This is a genomic window from Marinomonas sp. PE14-40 (assembly GCF_051623805.1).
GTDB lineage: Bacteria > Pseudomonadota > Gammaproteobacteria > Pseudomonadales > Marinomonadaceae > Marinomonas.
The window spans coordinates 3729351-3744449 of sequence record NZ_CP130700.1; the positions used below are offsets into that span (position 1 = coordinate 3729351).

General features: G+C 41.8%; 14 protein-coding genes. 9 read left to right on the plus strand and 5 right to left on the minus strand.

The features are described 5' to 3' along the window. Positions 1 to 4: 4 nt before the first annotated feature. Positions 5 to 970, minus strand: coding sequence for a LysR family transcriptional regulator (locus Q0A08_RS17300; RefSeq protein ID WP_438462718.1), 966 nt, complete (start codon positions 968 to 970; stop codon positions 5 to 7). 119 nt (positions 971 to 1089) lie between these two features. Between Q0A08_RS17300 and Q0A08_RS17305 the strand changes: the two genes are divergently transcribed. From Q0A08_RS17305 to Q0A08_RS17325, 5 genes are all read left to right on the plus strand, one after another. Next, positions 1090 to 1320, plus strand: a complete 231-nt coding sequence (locus Q0A08_RS17305) for a DUF1127 domain-containing protein (protein WP_438462719.1) — start codon at positions 1090 to 1092, stop codon at positions 1318 to 1320. 203 nt (positions 1321 to 1523) lie between these two features. Then, positions 1524 to 1877, plus strand: a complete 354-nt coding sequence (locus tag Q0A08_RS17310; protein WP_438462720.1) for a TfoX/Sxy family protein — start codon at positions 1524 to 1526, stop codon at positions 1875 to 1877. Between the two features lie 155 nt (positions 1878 to 2032). Then, positions 2033 to 2452: a ketosteroid isomerase-related protein gene (locus tag Q0A08_RS17315; RefSeq protein ID WP_438462721.1), complete on the plus strand. Its 420-nt coding sequence runs from the start codon at positions 2033 to 2035 to the stop codon at positions 2450 to 2452. After that, positions 2433 to 3035 carry a GNAT family N-acetyltransferase gene (locus Q0A08_RS17320; protein WP_438462722.1) on the plus strand — a complete coding sequence of 201 codons (603 nt, stop codon included), beginning with the start codon at positions 2433 to 2435 and terminating at the stop codon, positions 3033 to 3035. Before Q0A08_RS17315 ends, Q0A08_RS17320 begins: the two co-directional genes overlap by 20 nt. 9 nt (positions 3036 to 3044) lie before the next feature. Continuing rightward, positions 3045 to 3554, plus strand: a complete 510-nt coding sequence (locus Q0A08_RS17325; RefSeq protein WP_438462723.1) for a GNAT family N-acetyltransferase — start codon at positions 3045 to 3047, stop codon at positions 3552 to 3554. Between the two features lie 107 nt (positions 3555 to 3661). Here Q0A08_RS17325 and Q0A08_RS17330 read toward each other — a convergent pair whose 3' ends face one another. Both Q0A08_RS17330 and rpiA read right to left on the minus strand, forming a co-directional pair. Continuing rightward, the gene (locus tag Q0A08_RS17330) at positions 3662 to 4624 is read right to left on the minus strand and encodes a class 1 fructose-bisphosphatase (RefSeq protein ID WP_438462724.1); all 963 of its coding nucleotides are present in this window, start codon (positions 4622 to 4624) and stop codon (positions 3662 to 3664) included. 167 nt (positions 4625 to 4791) lie between these two features. Continuing rightward, on the minus strand, positions 4792 to 5463 hold the full coding sequence (rpiA, locus tag Q0A08_RS17335) for a ribose-5-phosphate isomerase RpiA (protein ID WP_438462725.1): 672 nt from the start codon (positions 5461 to 5463) through the stop codon (positions 4792 to 4794). 265 nt (positions 5464 to 5728) lie between these two features. On the opposite strand from rpiA, the gene ilvA reads away from it, so the two are divergent. Further along, positions 5729 to 7234: a threonine ammonia-lyase, biosynthetic gene (gene ilvA, locus Q0A08_RS17340; RefSeq protein WP_438462726.1), complete on the plus strand. Its 1506-nt coding sequence runs from the start codon at positions 5729 to 5731 to the stop codon at positions 7232 to 7234. Positions 7235 to 7399: 165 nt separating this feature from the next. Here ilvA and Q0A08_RS17345 read toward each other — a convergent pair whose 3' ends face one another. Both Q0A08_RS17345 and betC read right to left on the minus strand, forming a co-directional pair. Further along, on the minus strand, positions 7400 to 8353 hold the full coding sequence (locus Q0A08_RS17345) for a choline ABC transporter substrate-binding protein (RefSeq protein ID WP_438462727.1): 954 nt from the start codon (positions 8351 to 8353) through the stop codon (positions 7400 to 7402). 51 nt (positions 8354 to 8404) lie between these two features. Next, the gene (gene betC, locus Q0A08_RS17350) at positions 8405 to 9925 is read right to left on the minus strand and encodes a choline-sulfatase (protein ID WP_438462728.1); all 1521 of its coding nucleotides are present in this window, start codon (positions 9923 to 9925) and stop codon (positions 8405 to 8407) included. 149 nt (positions 9926 to 10074) lie between these two features. Between betC and Q0A08_RS17355 the strand changes: the two genes are divergently transcribed. The 3 genes from Q0A08_RS17355 to Q0A08_RS17365 all read left to right on the plus strand — a co-directional run bounded on the left by Q0A08_RS17355 (position 10075) and on the right by Q0A08_RS17365 (position 15071). Beyond that, complete coding sequence (locus Q0A08_RS17355; protein WP_438462729.1) at positions 10075 to 11007, plus strand: LysR substrate-binding domain-containing protein; 933 nt, start codon at positions 10075 to 10077, stop codon at positions 11005 to 11007. Positions 11008 to 11180: 173 nt separating this feature from the next. Further along, entirely contained in the window at positions 11181 to 12914 is a 1734-nt protein-coding gene (gene argS, locus Q0A08_RS17360; RefSeq protein ID WP_438462730.1) for an arginine--tRNA ligase, read from the plus strand. A gap of 267 nt (positions 12915 to 13181) precedes the next feature. Further along, positions 13182 to 15071: a methyl-accepting chemotaxis protein gene (locus Q0A08_RS17365; RefSeq protein ID WP_438462731.1), complete on the plus strand. Its 1890-nt coding sequence runs from the start codon at positions 13182 to 13184 to the stop codon at positions 15069 to 15071. Positions 15072 to 15099: the final 28 nt, after the last annotated feature.

Genomic DNA, 15099 nt, shown 5'->3' on the forward strand with positions numbered 1-15099 from the left:
CCTTTTAAGGGTTATGGTCTTCTTTGAATAACACTTCGTACTGCCCCTCTGTTTGTTCGCAATACTGCTTCCAGCTTTGCTGAATTTCTTTTACTTCGTTCTTTAGCCAACGTCTGAACTTACTGATCTTGTCGTATTTAAAATGTGGTGCGGGTGCGACTAGAAAGAAGTTGTAACGTGATTTCATATATAAGGGCAAAGGGCTGATGAGCTGCCCTTTCTGTATTAATTCATAGACAAGGCTGTATCGAATCATGCTTATACCTTGGCAAGAAAGCAGCGCCTCAATTAATACAGTTGAATCGGATACCTGAAGCCGAGAGGGCATTTTTACATCTTTACAACCGATATGCTCTTGAAACAAAGGCCAGATAGCTTCCATATCAGGGCCATTATCAGCAATGATAGGTAGTTTAGCGAGCTGAGATTTTATTGGTTGTGTTGCATCAATCAAGGATGGGTGGCAGATAGGGATTAAACACTCTTCAAACAATAGCTCTGATTTTAAACCTTCATATCTTCCTTGGCCAAATCGAATGGATAAATCCAGATCCTGATCTTGGAAGCTCGCCACAGCAAGGCTAGGGCTTAATTGAATATTAATATCGTCTTCTGCTTGGAACTTACCAAGGCGAGCAACTAACCAGCGGCTGGCAAATGATGGAAGGGTGCTAATCACCAGTTTATTTGGATGGGGGTCTTCAATTATTTCCCTTACACCTTGCTCTAATAAGTTAAAAGCCTGCTCGACATAAGTGAATAGGTATTCTCCTTCACTGGTTAGCACTACTTGACGTGTGTGTCTTTCGAATAATTCTATCTCTAATGATTGTTCTAATGTTTTGATCTGTTGGCTAATAGCGGCTTGGGTGACATTCAGCTGCTCTGCTGCTGCTTTGAAGCTTAAGCATTGTGCCGCGTGGCGAAATGCATGCAGTGATTTGAGAGGAGGTAGACGTAAATTTTTCATTGAGTGTTACTTTATAGTTAAGTTTTTCTTAATTATGACCTGAGTTTTCTCGTTTGTCAGTGTTTATATTTTGACCGATTATATCGCTATAGAAAAACACAACTGTGAGGTAAAAAGTTATGGCTTTACTAGTATCAACACAAAAAAAATTCGATTTAACTCAAGTAAACTGCCTTAAAGAGAATAGATTAGAAAATCTTGTGAGCCGTTTTTCTAAACTGATTGACAAGGTTCATCACAATTGGCGTACAAGAAACCAGCTTGGCAGACTTAATCAAGCAGCGTTAAAAGACATAGGTTTATCTCAGACAGATGTCGCTAATGAGCTAGAAAAGCCGTTATGGAAGTAAGCTAAATTAAGAGTAAGTCCCGTCTCCCATCTTGGTTCATCTTTTGAATAACAATGACGATCTTTAGGTCGTCATTGCTTTTTTTTACCTAAAACTATTGGCTATCTGCTGAAAATTTGCGCATATTTTAAAGGTAGGACAGGAAGTTATACCCAAGGAACGCAGTTTTACTGAAACATTTAATTTAGTAAAGGTAGGTGCACATGAAGTATGAAACAGGATTAGTTCAACGAATCAAAGCAATATTTGATCCCTCTCTAGAGTTACAAGAAAAAGAAATGTTTGGCGGCTATTGCTTCTTACACAATCGTCATATGTGTATCGGTGTAATAGGAAACAGCTTATTAGCTCGTATTGGACCTGAGCATTATACGAAATCGCTAGCCAAGAATTATGTCAAACAGTTCGATTTTGTAGGCCGACCTATGGCTGATGTTGTTTGTGTAGAAGCTGAGTTAATAGAATCTGATGAGGAACTTAAGCATTGGTTAGATATGAGTTTTGCTTTCGTAGAAAGCTTGCCAGCCAAGGTAAGTCCGTCTGAGAAGGTTGCTTAGTCAGAACTAAAGACTATCAAGATAAGTGCTGAAGCGCACACCAAAGCGTGCTAGTTTATTCATTAACGAAGAAAATCTGTCTGGTTGCGGCATGTCATGACCTAAGTATTGAGCAATATGTTTTACTCAAAAGACCGTTAGTCAGAGTTTTTAATATGAGTAGCAAGACAGCTGAATCGATTATTCGTGCTTATTATCAAGCACTGAATGAAAAGGACATGATTTCGTTTTTTGATTTACTGGCAGATGATGTCATACATGACGTGAATGAAGGTGTACAGGAACACGGAAAGACAGCCTTTCGCTTTTTTATGAATCGCGTCAATCGTAATTATGATGAACAAATTTCAGAACTTGCGATTATGTTTGATGAATCCCGTAATAAAGCTGCGGCTGAATTTATGGTGGAAGGGAGCTATTTAGAAAGTGAGTTTTCTCTACCTGAAGCAAGCGGTCAGTATTACAAGATCAAGGGCGGCACTTTCTTTGAGTTACGTGACAACCTTATTGTCAGAGTAACCAGTTATTACAATTTAGCTGAGTGGGTAAAACAAGTTGAGCAAACAGATTACTGATTATTTGTGTGTAACTGGGCCTGCCATGCAAGCTTACTTACCAGATATGGCAAGGCTAAGACTAAAGGTATTCTATGACTATCCTTATTTATATGAAGGAGAAATAGAATATGAGGCGGATTATCTGCAGGCTTATTTAGCCAAGCCAGACTGCTTTTTTGTTTTGGCATTAGATAATGGTGTTGTGGTTGGCGCATCTAGTTGTTTACCGCTAAGCCATGCAAAAACTGAGTTCCAACAACCTTTCCTAAAATCGGGTTGGGACTTAAGCAAAGGTTTTTACTTTGCTGAATCTGTTCTTTTACCTGAATACCGTGGACAAGGCGCTGGCTCTATTTTCTTCCGATTGCGAGAAGAGATAGCACTTCAGCAAGAGCAGTATGAGTACTTAGCATTTTGTACCGTTGACCGACAAAACTACACTGAGTTAAAGCCTGAAAATTACCATACTCTGGATGATTTCTGGCAGTTGCAAGGCTTCAAAGCAACGGACTTAACCGCTAGGTTTGCATGGAGAGATAGAGGCGAGCCAAGAGCCAGTATGAAGAACATGCCATTTTGGATTAAATCCATAACAGCTTAGGGTGAAAAATTGATTCGACCCGTTTCTGTAAATGATGCAGCCAAATTAGCTGATATTTATAATCATTACGTTACTAATACGCTTATCTCTTTTGAAGAAGAAGAGATAAGCACGGATACTATGTTATCGCGTATTAAAGATGCGGATAAGAATGCAGGTATCTGGTTAGTTCTAGAAACAGACTCACTTATATTGGGTTATGCCTATTGTACCCATTGGAAAGCTCGTAGTGCTTATCGATTTAGCCATGAAGTCACAATTTACCTTGCACCGGAAGCTCAAGGTAAAGGCGTCGGAACACGCTTATATCAAGCCTTGTTAGACGCTATCAGTAGAAGACCTATCAAAAATATTTTAGCGATTATTGCTCTACCTAATGACGCTAGTATCGCACTGCATGAAAAAATTGGCATGAAGAAAGTCGCTCACTTTGAGAAGGTAGGTTATAAATTTGGACAGTGGGTCGATGTGGGCTATTGGCAAATGAGTTTGCCTGAGGACCCTTTAGTAAAAGAGTGATGAGTTTGAGAACTAACCTCTTGTGTGAGAATTTCTAGAGGCAGTTTTTGAGGATTAAAAAAGCCGATAATCAGAGATTGATTATCGGCTTTTTGTTATTGGTAGACTTACTTATAGTTTAAGCAAGTTTCTACTTCTTGTGCTGCACCTAAAACCACAGCCACTCTTTGGTGAATGGCTTCAGGTTGAATGTCTAGAATGCGGTCAGTATGTGTATGTGCTTTACCGCCAGCTTGCTCAATTAGCATTGCCATAGGGTTAGCTTCGTACATAAGGCGTAATTTGCCTGCTTTGCTAGGGTCTTTGTTATCCCAAGGGTAAATAAAGATACCGCCACGGCAAAGGATACGGTGCACGTCACCTACCATTGCTGCTACCCAGCGCATATTGAAGTTCTTTTCTCTTGGGCCTTCTGCACCTGCAACAAGGTCATTAACATAGTTTTGCATGCCTTGTGCCCAAAAACGCTGGTTTGACATATTGATAGCAAATTCTTGAGTACTTTGTGCAACACTGACTTTTTCAATCGTTTGAATAAATTCGCCTTGGCTTGGGTCGTAGGTATACATAGATACGCCATCACCTGTGGAGAAAACCAACATGCTTGAAGGGCCGTAAAGTACATAGCCCGCTGCAACTTGTTCGCGACCAGGAATCAAAAAATCAGCTTCAGTCGCTGCTTGATCACCCGTTTGACGATAGATAGAGAAGATGGTGCCTACCATTGAGTTAATATCAATATTGGAAGAGCCATCAAGCGGATCAAAAGCGACAAGATATTCGCCGTCTGTATTCGCCGGCACTATGTCATCTTCTTCTTCAGATGCGATTGCACGAACAGAAGGAGAGGCTGATAGCGCAAGTTTAAGCATATCATTAGAGATGACATCTAATTTTTTCTGCTCTTCACCTTGTACATTCTCATTACCTGCCATACCGAGAATACCGGCAAGAGAACCCTGTTGAAGTTTGCCTGAAATATCAATGCAGGTTTTGCTTAAAAGTTGAAGAACCTCTTGTAAAGACGCGGGAACAGAACTTGATGCTAAAACGCTGTTTAAGCTTTGCATGACAGAAATCTACCTTAATAGTGGGGATGAGAGTCAAAGTTGCCGAAATTATGCCACTGGTAGACTTAGGTGTCAGTAGCTTTTAGTCAAAGCGAGTGGCAAAAGATGAGATATAAAAAAGCCGACTAAAAGTAGTCGGCTGTTTCAGACAATGAATTATCTAAAAATTAGGCTTTTAAAGTCTTAACGCCTTCTTCTGTGCCTAATAACAAGACATCAGCAGGTCGGCTAGCAAATAAGCCATTGGTGACGACACCAACTAGGCTGTTGATCTTATTTTCTAAACCAACAGCATCTTCAATTTTTAGGTTATATACATCTAAAATTTGGTTGCCGTTATCAGTCACGACACCTTCACGATAAACCGGGTCACCGCCAAGTTTCACTAATTCACGAGCAACATAGCTACGTGACATAGGAATCACTTCAACAGGTAGCGGGAAATCACCTAATACATTTACCAATTTAGATTGGTCAGCAATACAAACAAACTGCTTACTGACTGCTGCAACGATTTTCTCGCGAGTCAGAGCTGCACCACCACCTTTAATTAAGTGCAGGTGGTTGTTAGATTCGTCAGCACCATCTACATAAACTGCGATATCTGCAACACTATTTAAATCATATACAGGAATACCGTGAGACTTCAGGCGTTCTGCTGACGCTTCAGAGCTGGCTACAGTCGCTTCAAACTTAAGTTTGTGCTGAGCTAGTTCATCAATGAATAGGTTCGCTGTTGAGCCTGTTCCTACACCGACAATGGTGTCGTCTTCAAGAAGGGGAAGTATGTATTCAACCGCGGCTTTGGCAACGGCGAGTTTCAATTCGTCTTGCGTCATTTTCTGCATAACCTTTGTTTAGAGGGCTGGTGGTTCGTATGATTTAGTGACTCTTAAAATAAGCCAAATACGAGATTCAGGCCATTATAAAGGGATAAATTCGCTAATGTTACTCATATCACCAGAAAATATTAGGTTAGACGACTTTCGCCTTTGATAGCAGGGCAGTTAATCGGTATATTTCTTGCTCTGTTTTGAACTTTTGTTCGTGATGGATGGCGATAATGCCAAGGTAACACTACATATATGTTCTTTAGGAAAGACTATGCCTCATTCAATCATCAAGAAAATTCTACAGGCGAACGTCTATGACGTAGCAGTAGAAACACCACTTACTCGTGCCAAACAACTTAGTAATCGTTTTGGTAATGAGATTATTTTAAAGCGTGAAGACCTACAGCCTGTTTTCAGCTTTAAGATTCGTGGGGCATATAACAAAATTAGTCAGCTATCACCTGCTCAATTAGCAAATGGGGTGATAGCAGCGTCAGCCGGAAACCACGCACAAGGTTTAGCACTAGCCGCACAAAAGCTAGGGGTGAAAGCCACAATTGTCATGCCTGCTACAACACCTGACGTGAAAGTAAATGCCGTTAGAGGTTGGGGAGCTGAAGTTGTTCTGCATGGTGATGCTTATGATGAAGCCTTTGCGAAGTCACAGGAGATCATGGCGCAATCCGGTCAAGTGTTTGTTCACCCATTTGATGATCTAGATACCATTGCGGGCCAAGGCACCATTGGTATGGAGATCTTACGTCAACATATTGGCAAGATAGACGCTGTCTTTATTCCTGTCGGCGGTGGCGGTTTACTGGCCGGCGTCGCTTCTTATATCAAGTATTTGCGTCCTGACATAAAAGTGATTGCAGTCGAGCCACAAGATGCCGCTTGCTTTAAAGCTGCAAGAGAAGCCGGTGAGCCTGTACGTCTTGATCAGGTCGGTATTTTTGCAGAAGGCGTTGCCGTTGGCATTATCGGTAGTAATACCTTTGCTATCGCTAAAGATAATGTTGATGATGTCATCACAGTCACCACTGATGAAATGTGTGCTGCGATTAAAGACATTTACGATGATACTCGTGCTATCACAGAACCTGCTGGTGCTTGTGCTTTAGCTGGCCTTAAAAAGTACATAGAAACCACGGGTGCTAAAGATCAAACCCTGATTGCGATTAACTCGGGCGCTAATGTTAACTTTGACCGTTTACGTCATGTGTCTGAACGTGCTGAGTTAGGTGAAAAACGCGAAGCGATTATTGCGGTGAAAATCCCAGAAAGCCCTGGTAGCTTCCGTTCTTTCTGCCAAGCCTTAGAGACACGCAATATTACTGAATTTAACTATCGTTACAGCGACCCAGAACAAGCGGCCATTTTTGTTGGTGTTCAGTTAGGTGGTCATCCGCATAGTCGTGAGAACTTATTAAACGATTTAAAAGACTATGAGATAGTCGATTTAACTGACGATGAAACCGCTAAGGTTCATATTCGTCATATGATAGGCGGTCACTTAAGGAGTGAAAAAGGCGAACTGCTTTATAGTTTTGAATTCCCAGAACGCCCAGGTGCTTTGCTGAAATTCTTAAATAGCTTAGGTGGTGAATGGAATATCTCCATGTTCCATTATCGCAACCATGGTGACGCTTATGGTCGTGTTTTGGTTGGCTTGCAAGCCGTTGGAGAAGAGACGGATGTGACGCAATATCTTGATGCTTTAGGTTATCCTTATCAGGATGAAACCAATAATCAGGCGTGTCAGCTGTTCTTTAAATAACCGCTTTAAAAGCGCTAGATTTAATGCTTTTGAATGTTAAAAATAGGAAAGCCCGAAAGTGAAAGCTTTCGGGCTTTTTTTGTTGGAAAGGTATTAGCGCTATACAAAAAGAGGGGGAAGCATAGAGACTAACTTGCCCTGACCAACAAACCTAAACCTTTAAAATTAAAGTGCAAGATGCTGCTTAACAGCAGCCAGTCCATTGTCGCCTTGATAGGTTGTTACCCCTTCAAGCCAGGTGCTCAATACATCAGGATTTGCCGTAAGCCATTCTTTGGCTGCGTCTTTTGGCTTTTTCGCATTGTTTAAAACCTCACCTATGATTTCATTCTCCATGGTTAAAGAGAATTTCAGGTTTTGTACCAAGGTCCCTACATTCGAGCATTCTTGGCTGTAGCCTTTACGGCTCAGCGTGTGAATGGTGGCGCCACCATAATTGGGGCCAAAATACTTATCGCCTCCAGAAAGGTACTTAAGATCAAAGTTAACATTCATCGGGTGAGGCTCCCAACCAAGGAAAACAATGAACTTGTCACGACGAACAGAGCGATTCACCTGAGTTAGCATGGCTTGCTCGCCTGATTCGACAACTTTCCAGTCACCTAATCCAAAGTCATTGGTATCTATCATTTTTTGCAGGTTTTGATTGGCTGGCGCGCCTGCTTCGATACCGTAGATCTTACTTCTAAATTTATTCTTAAACTTGTGTAAATCAGCAAAACTTTGAACCCCTGCGTTATACACAAACTCAGGGACAGCTAAGGTAAATTTTACGCCTTCAAGGTTAGTACGAACTTGGTCAATATCCTCTTTATATTGATCAATAAAGCCGGATTGAGCTGGCATCCAGTTCCCCATGAAGAGATCAATTTCACCACTCTTTAAGCTTTCAAAGCCAACAGGCACGCCTAATAAAAACACTTCGGTTTGATAACCAAGCCCTTCTAAAATAGTACTGGTAATACCATTGGTGGCGCCGATATCTGTCCAGCCAGGATCAGAGAAAGTGACTTTCTGACACTGGCTAGGCTCTTGGGCATAACTTAGGCTGGCGGATAGCGCTAAGGTCGCAAGGGCAACACTTTTAACAAGTGGACGATAAAGTAAAATCTGCAACATGAGGAAACTCCTTTGTCGTTTAAATGGTCTGTTTTTATTGTTTTAAATTGCTTAATCGACTTTTGGAAAGCGTGACCTTGCTTCAAGGTCGTCAAGGTCAATGTGATTTCGCATGTAAAGCTCACCACTATCAAAGAAAGGCTGGTGGTCCCAAGTCTTCCTTTTGCCCTTATTTAACGCGCCTACGACTAAACGACGTCGACGTTGGCTAATAAGCACATCTTGCGTTAAGGCTTCGTGATCCCAACGTTCAGCGGCTTCTGCTCTAAACTGGGTAACCAGTTCTTGATGTTCTGAGTCCTTGGTGAGGTTGTTTAGTTCTTTAGGATCAAGCTTAAGGTTGAAGAGTTGGTCTGGGTCTTGATTACAGCAAATGTACTTGTAATCACCACGGCGAATCATAAATAAAGGCGCGATCGTGCCTTCGCCAAAATATTCTGCAATCACTTCATCATGGCCGCCTGTGCCTTCAAGGTGGGGCATTATGCTGCGCCCTTGAATTGGCATAGCATAATCTTGTTTTGCCTTGTTAGACGCGATATCGACAAAAGTAGGTAGTAAGTCCATGGTCGACACTGACTCAGACACACGTTTAGGCGTAAAGCGTTTAGGGGAGTGAACTATCATAGGTACGCGCACTGAATCTTCGAAGAAGGACATCTTGAACCAAAGGTTACGTTCGCCTAGCATATCCCCGTGATCGCCAGAAAAGACAATAATGGTGTCTTCATCTAAACCGCAATCTTTTAGTGATTTGAGTACCTCGCCAATTTTGTCATCCACATAACTGATAGCGCCATAATATGCGCGTCTGGCATTTTTAATCTGTTGCTCTGTGATGGGCTGTTCATCATAGGCAAACACATCTTGCACTCTTAACGAATGAGGGTCTTGTTCAGATTTTGGAATATCTATTTTAGGTAGTTCAATATCCTCATCCTGATACATGTTCCAATACTCTTCTGGAATAGCGTAAGGGTCATGAGGGTGAGTAAGAGAGACAGTGAGGCAGAAAGGTCTTTCTTGTTTACCGCGAGCATAATCATGTAGATAGCGCTTTGCTTGGAAGGTCACTTCATCATCAAAATCTAATTGATTGGTACGAACGCAAGGACCAGCTTGAGTGACCGAACTCATATTGTGATACCAAGTTGGGCGTGTTGTTGGATCATCCCAATTAGGAAACCAGCCATAGTCAGCTGGGTAAATGTCTGTGGTTAGCCTGTCTTCAAAACCATGTAGCTGCTCTGGTCCACAAAAGTGCATCTTGCCAGATAACGCGGTTTGATAGTTTTGCTGGCGTAAGTAATGGGCGAAGGTGGGTATATCGGCAGGTAAATCCGCGGCATTATCGAATGCACCAATTTTAGCGGGTAACTGGCCTGTCATTAAAACATATCGAGAAGGTGCGCAAAGAGGGCTATTACAATAAGCCGAATCAAAAACGACACCTTCATTAGCGAGCACTTCGAGGTTAGGTGTCTTGACTAATTTATGACCGTAAATGGGCAATGCTGATGCAGCTAACTGATCTGCCATTAAGAATAATATATTGGGTTGTTTCTTTTTCATGAGCTCAACCTGCTTGAAAGTTAAATAGTGATAAAGTTAAATAAATACAACTAATGTTTAATGCATCTTTTAGCCTTGTGTATTAGGTTGAACCTAAGGAAATCTCCTGTAAACTGACTGAAATATTATGACTCGAATAAGTTGAACTTATGCCAACGAATGAAGCGTTACCGCCACTGCAAAGTTTGGTCGTTTTTGAATCAGCGGCGAGACATCTAAGTTTTACCCGTGCAGCAAGAGAGCTAGGAACAACTCAACCAGCTATCAGTCAGCAGGTTAGGGGTCTTGAAGCCAATTTAAACTGTTTATTGTTTGTGCGTATTTATCGAGGGGTAGAGCTCACTGAAGCGGGAAATAAGTTGCTATTAGCGACACAAAAAAGCCTGCAATCACTCACGTCTGTCTGTGATGATATTCGCCAACAACCGCAAAATAATCGCATAACTGTCGCGACAGACTTTGCTTTTGCCACTTATGGCCTGATGCCAAAGCTCAGTGAGTTTCGAAATTTGTATCAGGATGAGTTCCCTGATATGGATATTCGGTTGCAAACCTCTCAAGCGCCTGAAGTAGAAAATAATGGTGAAGCTGACATCGTCATACTGTTTGGTGCAGATCATTATCATAGTCAGGATAGCTATCAGCTACTTACTGAAAAAGTCTTTCCTGTTTGCAGTAAGACTTTAATCGAAGGTAAGCAGATTGATTCTTTGGCTGATCTTTTAAGTTTACCCCTATTAAAGCTAAATGCTCTCAATGGAAAACCTTGGCTTAATTGGGATGACGTAGCCCATGAGTACGGCCTGACCCTTAACGGTGTTAACGCTCAGTTAGAGTCAGATAATTTTACTCTGTTAGTTCAAGCCGCCTTAGCTGGGCAAGGTGTCAGTCTTGCTTGGTCGCCCTTAGTAGATGACTTGGTTCAGGCGGGCATTTTGGTGGCTTTCCCTGAATTCAGTCATAGCTCTAATAATGGTTACCATCTTATTTTTACAAGGCCCGAGGGGCGTACCCCTTTAATGCAGGTTTTTGCTAAGTGGTTATCTGATAGTTTGCAGTATGATCAGCTCAGCGAAGGCTGAGCTGATCATACTCATTTACTTTAACTCAGCTGTAAATGTGAATCGCCACTTTAGCTGAAGGGGTAAAATCGGTTATCATACGTGCAATTATTTTACAGCAAAAACGTCGCCAAAGAGTGAGGCTTGAAACACCTTTAAGCCAGCTTGTGCAACGTCAATAGGAAAGACTTTCAGTGAATATTCAAACCCTTCTTAATAACCGTATCCAACAGGCTATGGTTGCGGCAGGCGCGGCTGATGATGCCCCTGCACTTGTTCGTCAATCTGCCAAGGTACAATTTGGTGATTATCAAGCTAATGGCATGATGGGCGTAGCGAAAAAGCTTAAAACGAACCCTCGTGAATTTGCACAGAAAGTCTTAGACCTATTAGACCTATCTGATGTTGCTGAAAAGGTTGAGATTGCAGGTCCTGGCTTTATTAACATCTTTTTGAAAAATGATTGGATGTCAGGCGCCTTAGCTAGCTTGCGTAAGAGTGCGCGTTTAGATATCGCACAAGTAGAAAAAGCCCAAACGATTGTGGTGGATTACTCTTCACCTAACCTAGCTAAAGAAATGCACGTAGGTCATCTAAGATCAACCGTTATTGGTGATGCGGTTGTTCGTACGCTAGAGTTCTTAGGCCATAATGTTGTGCGTCAAAATCACGTGGGTGATTGGGGTACACAATTTGGTATGTTGCTGGCGTATATGGAAAGACTGCGTCAAGAAAATACTGAAATCAGCATGGCCTTGTCTGATTTAGAAACCTTCTACCGTGCCGCGAAAACCTGCTTTGATGAAGATGAAGCCTTTGCTGCTCGTGCTCGTGAACTTGTTGTTTCCCTGCAATCAGGTGATGAACAGTGCTTAGCTTTATGGCAAGAATTTATCAATATTTCTTTAGAGCATTGTGAAGCAACCTATAAAACATTAGGTGTGTCTTTAACTCGTGAAAACGTGATGCCAGAAAGTGCTTATAACGATGATCTACACAATGTAGTTGCCGCGCTAAAAGAGCAGGACTTATTACAAGAATCTAATGGCGCTCAATGTGTCTTCATGGAAGAGTTTGCCAATAAAGAAGGTGAAATTACCCCTGTTATCGTACAGAAAACCGGTGGTGGTTTCTTATATGCTACTACTGATTTAGCAGCCCTAAGGTATCGTCAAGATGTGCTGAACTTTGATCGTGGTTTGTATTTTGTCGATGCACGTCAATCTTTGCACTTCCAGCAAATTTATACTCTTGGCCGTAAAGCAGGGTTTGTTAAACCTGAAACTAGCTTAGAGCACATGCCTTTTGGTACCGTAATGGGAACTGATGGTAAGCCATTTAAAACGCGTTCTGGTACCGTAGCTAAGCTATCTGACTTGCTAGCAGAAGCACAAGACAGAGCGTATCAGCTGGTGGCTGAAAAGAACCCAGAAATGGAAGAAGACGAGCTACGTAATATCGGTCGTGTGGTAGGTATTGCCTCAGTTAAGTATGCTGACCTATCGAAAAACCGTACCAGTGATTATGTGTTTAACTGGGATACTATGTTGAGTTTTGAAGGCAATACCGCGCCTTACTTGCTTTACGCTTATTCTCGTGTTGCTAGCATAGTGCGCCGCTCTGAAATTGATGTAGCTAATTTGACCGGCGACATCTCTCTGGCCGAGTCTCAAGAACGTGCTTTAGCGGTTAAATTGATGCAATTTGAAGAAGCTGTTCAGCAGGTTGCTAATGATGGTATGCCTCATAATTTATGTGCTTACCTATACGAGCTTGCTGGCACATTCATGACCTTCTACGAAGCTTGTCCAATCCTGAATGCGGAAGATGAGCTGAAAAATAGTCGTCTACAGTTAGCATTAAATACCGCTTCTACTCTTAAACAAGGTCTATCTTTGTTAGGGATAGAAACCTTAGAGCGTATGTAAAGTATTGCCCCAACGCAGTATTTGAAGATAAAAAGCCAACCTTAGGGTTGGCTTTTTTTGTTTTGAATCAAGTTCAGACATAACTTCCATTTTGATTATTTGAACCTCCTTCTAAATCAATAAGCAGAACTAATAATTCCTTTAACCTTAGGCTTTAGACTTTGCATCTATTGGCATGGATATTGGCTGCTTTTTGCCTATTTCACACACACCAAGCTAGCTAGTGTAAAGGCATTCGTGAGTTATGTTGTGAAGATAAGGATAGTCATGAAGATACGTTTGAACTTTTCAGTGCGCGCTAAGCTAATGTTTATCACAGGGTTAGTCGTCTGCTCTTTTTTACTTTTATCTAGTATGGCCACATATCGCGCCAATCAAATGTCTGATTTGCAGGATTTAGCGGTAGATTTAAGTCAAGTTAATAGTCAAATGCTCATGTTGCGCCAATATGAAAAGGACTTTCTAACTGAGTTTAATCTCACTAGCTATCAAGGTTTTGAGCAAGAGTATCAAGCCTTAGTAAATAAAATTGCCAAAGTGGAGCAGGGATTTAATCAATTTGGTGTTGATAAGTCACAAGCTTTTAATGAGCTAAAAACCAGCCTTGAAGAGTATCAGCAAGACTTTATTGGCATCTATCAAAGGCATACTGAGATAGGTTTAAACCAAGACCAAGGTTTGCAAGCTAAGCTAAGAGGCAGCATTTTAAAGGCGGAAGAACTTCTGCTAGTAGCGAATGCAAACTCAAAGTTGATGTTGGATATGCTGACTTTACGTCGTTTGGAAAAGAACTTTATGTTGCGTAAAGATGCACTTTATCTCGCTCAGCATAAACGTCAAAGTAAGTTGTTTTATGTGCATATCACCACAAGCAAATTACCCAGTCAGGCAAAAAAGCAACTTATCCTAAGTATACGTGGTTATCAATCTGCCTTTACTCAGCTAGTACAGGCTTATGAAGCCTTAGGTCTGACACAAACCCAAGGACTACAAGGTTTGATGCAAGGGTCTGCAACGGCCACTGTTGATCTGGTTAATAATCTGGATGTGACCTTAAAGGCAGAAATACAGCAAGTCGAGAAGCAAGCAAGTTGGCTCAATCTGATGGTCTTTCTTGGGGTAAGTTTTATTAGTGTCTGTTTGTTGTTAATGACGACTCGACTTATCACTAAGCGATTAAACTCATTAAATGAACACCTTAAGCACATTGCTGATGGGGATGCTGATTTAACCGTAGAACTTAATGCTAAAGGCAATGATGAATTCGCCTTGTTAAGTGAGTCGTTTAATCGCTTTGTACGCCAGCTGCAGCATATTTTTATTAATACTAAGGATATCTCTCATCAGCTTGTTTGTGCCGCTGAGCAGTCTTCTGTGGCGGCTAAGCAGAGTCGAGAACATACTAAGGAACAAGAGATGCAAACCACTATGGTTGCGTCCGCGGTAGAGCAAATGTTAGCGACCTCAAAAGAGATATCTCAACATATTCATAGTGCAGCGGATGAAGCCAAGCAGACGAAGAATGCCGCGTTTGAAGGGCGTGATTTATCGGATCAAGCAGGGACCTCTATCACCACTTTATCTGGCAGTATCGCTCAAGCCTCTAAGGTCATTCATCAACTGGAGCTAGACTCAGGCAATATTGGCATGGTGCTAGATGTGATTCGAGGCATTGCCGAACAAACTAACTTGTTAGCCTTGAATGCCGCAATTGAAGCGGCGAGAGCAGGGGAAAGTGGGCGTGGATTCGCTGTGGTTGCTGATGAAGTGAGATCTTTGGCCCAGCGTACTAGTGAATCAACTGAAGAGATTCAAAACCTGATTTTAAGTCTGCAATCAGGTACGAGTCAGTCTGTGGCTGTCATGACAGAGAGTCAGCAGGACATGAATTTAAGCGAAGAGCGTACTAAGCAGAATATGGCGGCAATAGAGCAAATCGTGAGAAGTGTCGATAACATTTTTGATATGAATACTCAGATAGCTGCAGCCTCTGAGCAGCAAGCGCAAACCTCAGAAGAAATCAGCCGTAGCGTGATTAATATCTCCGAGCTTACGGTGCAAACAACCGCTGGCATAGTAGAGACTGATCAAGCCAGTGAAAATGTCTATCATCTAGCCAGCGAACTCAACCAAATGGTCAGTGGTTATCGCACTTAAACTGTGTTTTTAAGTAGGCATTTATGCT

What these genes read in the sequence shown, in the direction of transcription:
- Q0A08_RS17300 (WP_438462718.1), bottom strand. Translation starts at nt 970, where the DNA reads ATGAAAAATTTACGTCTACCTCCTCTCAAATCACTGCATGCATTTCGC.
- Q0A08_RS17305 (WP_438462719.1), top strand. Translation starts at nt 1,090, where the DNA reads ATGGCTTTACTAGTATCAACACAAAAAAAATTCGATTTAACTCAAGTA.
- Q0A08_RS17310 (WP_438462720.1), top strand. Translation starts at nt 1,524, where the DNA reads ATGAAGTATGAAACAGGATTAGTTCAACGAATCAAAGCAATATTTGAT.
- Q0A08_RS17315 (WP_438462721.1), top strand. Translation starts at nt 2,033, where the DNA reads ATGAGTAGCAAGACAGCTGAATCGATTATTCGTGCTTATTATCAAGCA.
- Q0A08_RS17330 (WP_438462724.1), bottom strand. Translation starts at nt 4,624, where the DNA reads ATGCAAAGCTTAAACAGCGTTTTAGCATCAAGTTCTGTTCCCGCGTCT.
- rpiA (WP_438462725.1), bottom strand. Translation starts at nt 5,463, where the DNA reads ATGACGCAAGACGAATTGAAACTCGCCGTTGCCAAAGCCGCGGTTGAA.
- ilvA (WP_438462726.1), top strand. Translation starts at nt 5,729, where the DNA reads ATGCCTCATTCAATCATCAAGAAAATTCTACAGGCGAACGTCTATGAC.
- Q0A08_RS17345 (WP_438462727.1), bottom strand. Translation starts at nt 8,353, where the DNA reads ATGTTGCAGATTTTACTTTATCGTCCACTTGTTAAAAGTGTTGCCCTT.
- betC (WP_438462728.1), bottom strand. Translation starts at nt 9,925, where the DNA reads ATGAAAAAGAAACAACCCAATATATTATTCTTAATGGCAGATCAGTTA.
- Q0A08_RS17355 (WP_438462729.1), top strand. Translation starts at nt 10,075, where the DNA reads ATGCCAACGAATGAAGCGTTACCGCCACTGCAAAGTTTGGTCGTTTTT.
- Q0A08_RS17365 (WP_438462731.1), top strand. Translation starts at nt 13,182, where the DNA reads ATGAAGATACGTTTGAACTTTTCAGTGCGCGCTAAGCTAATGTTTATC.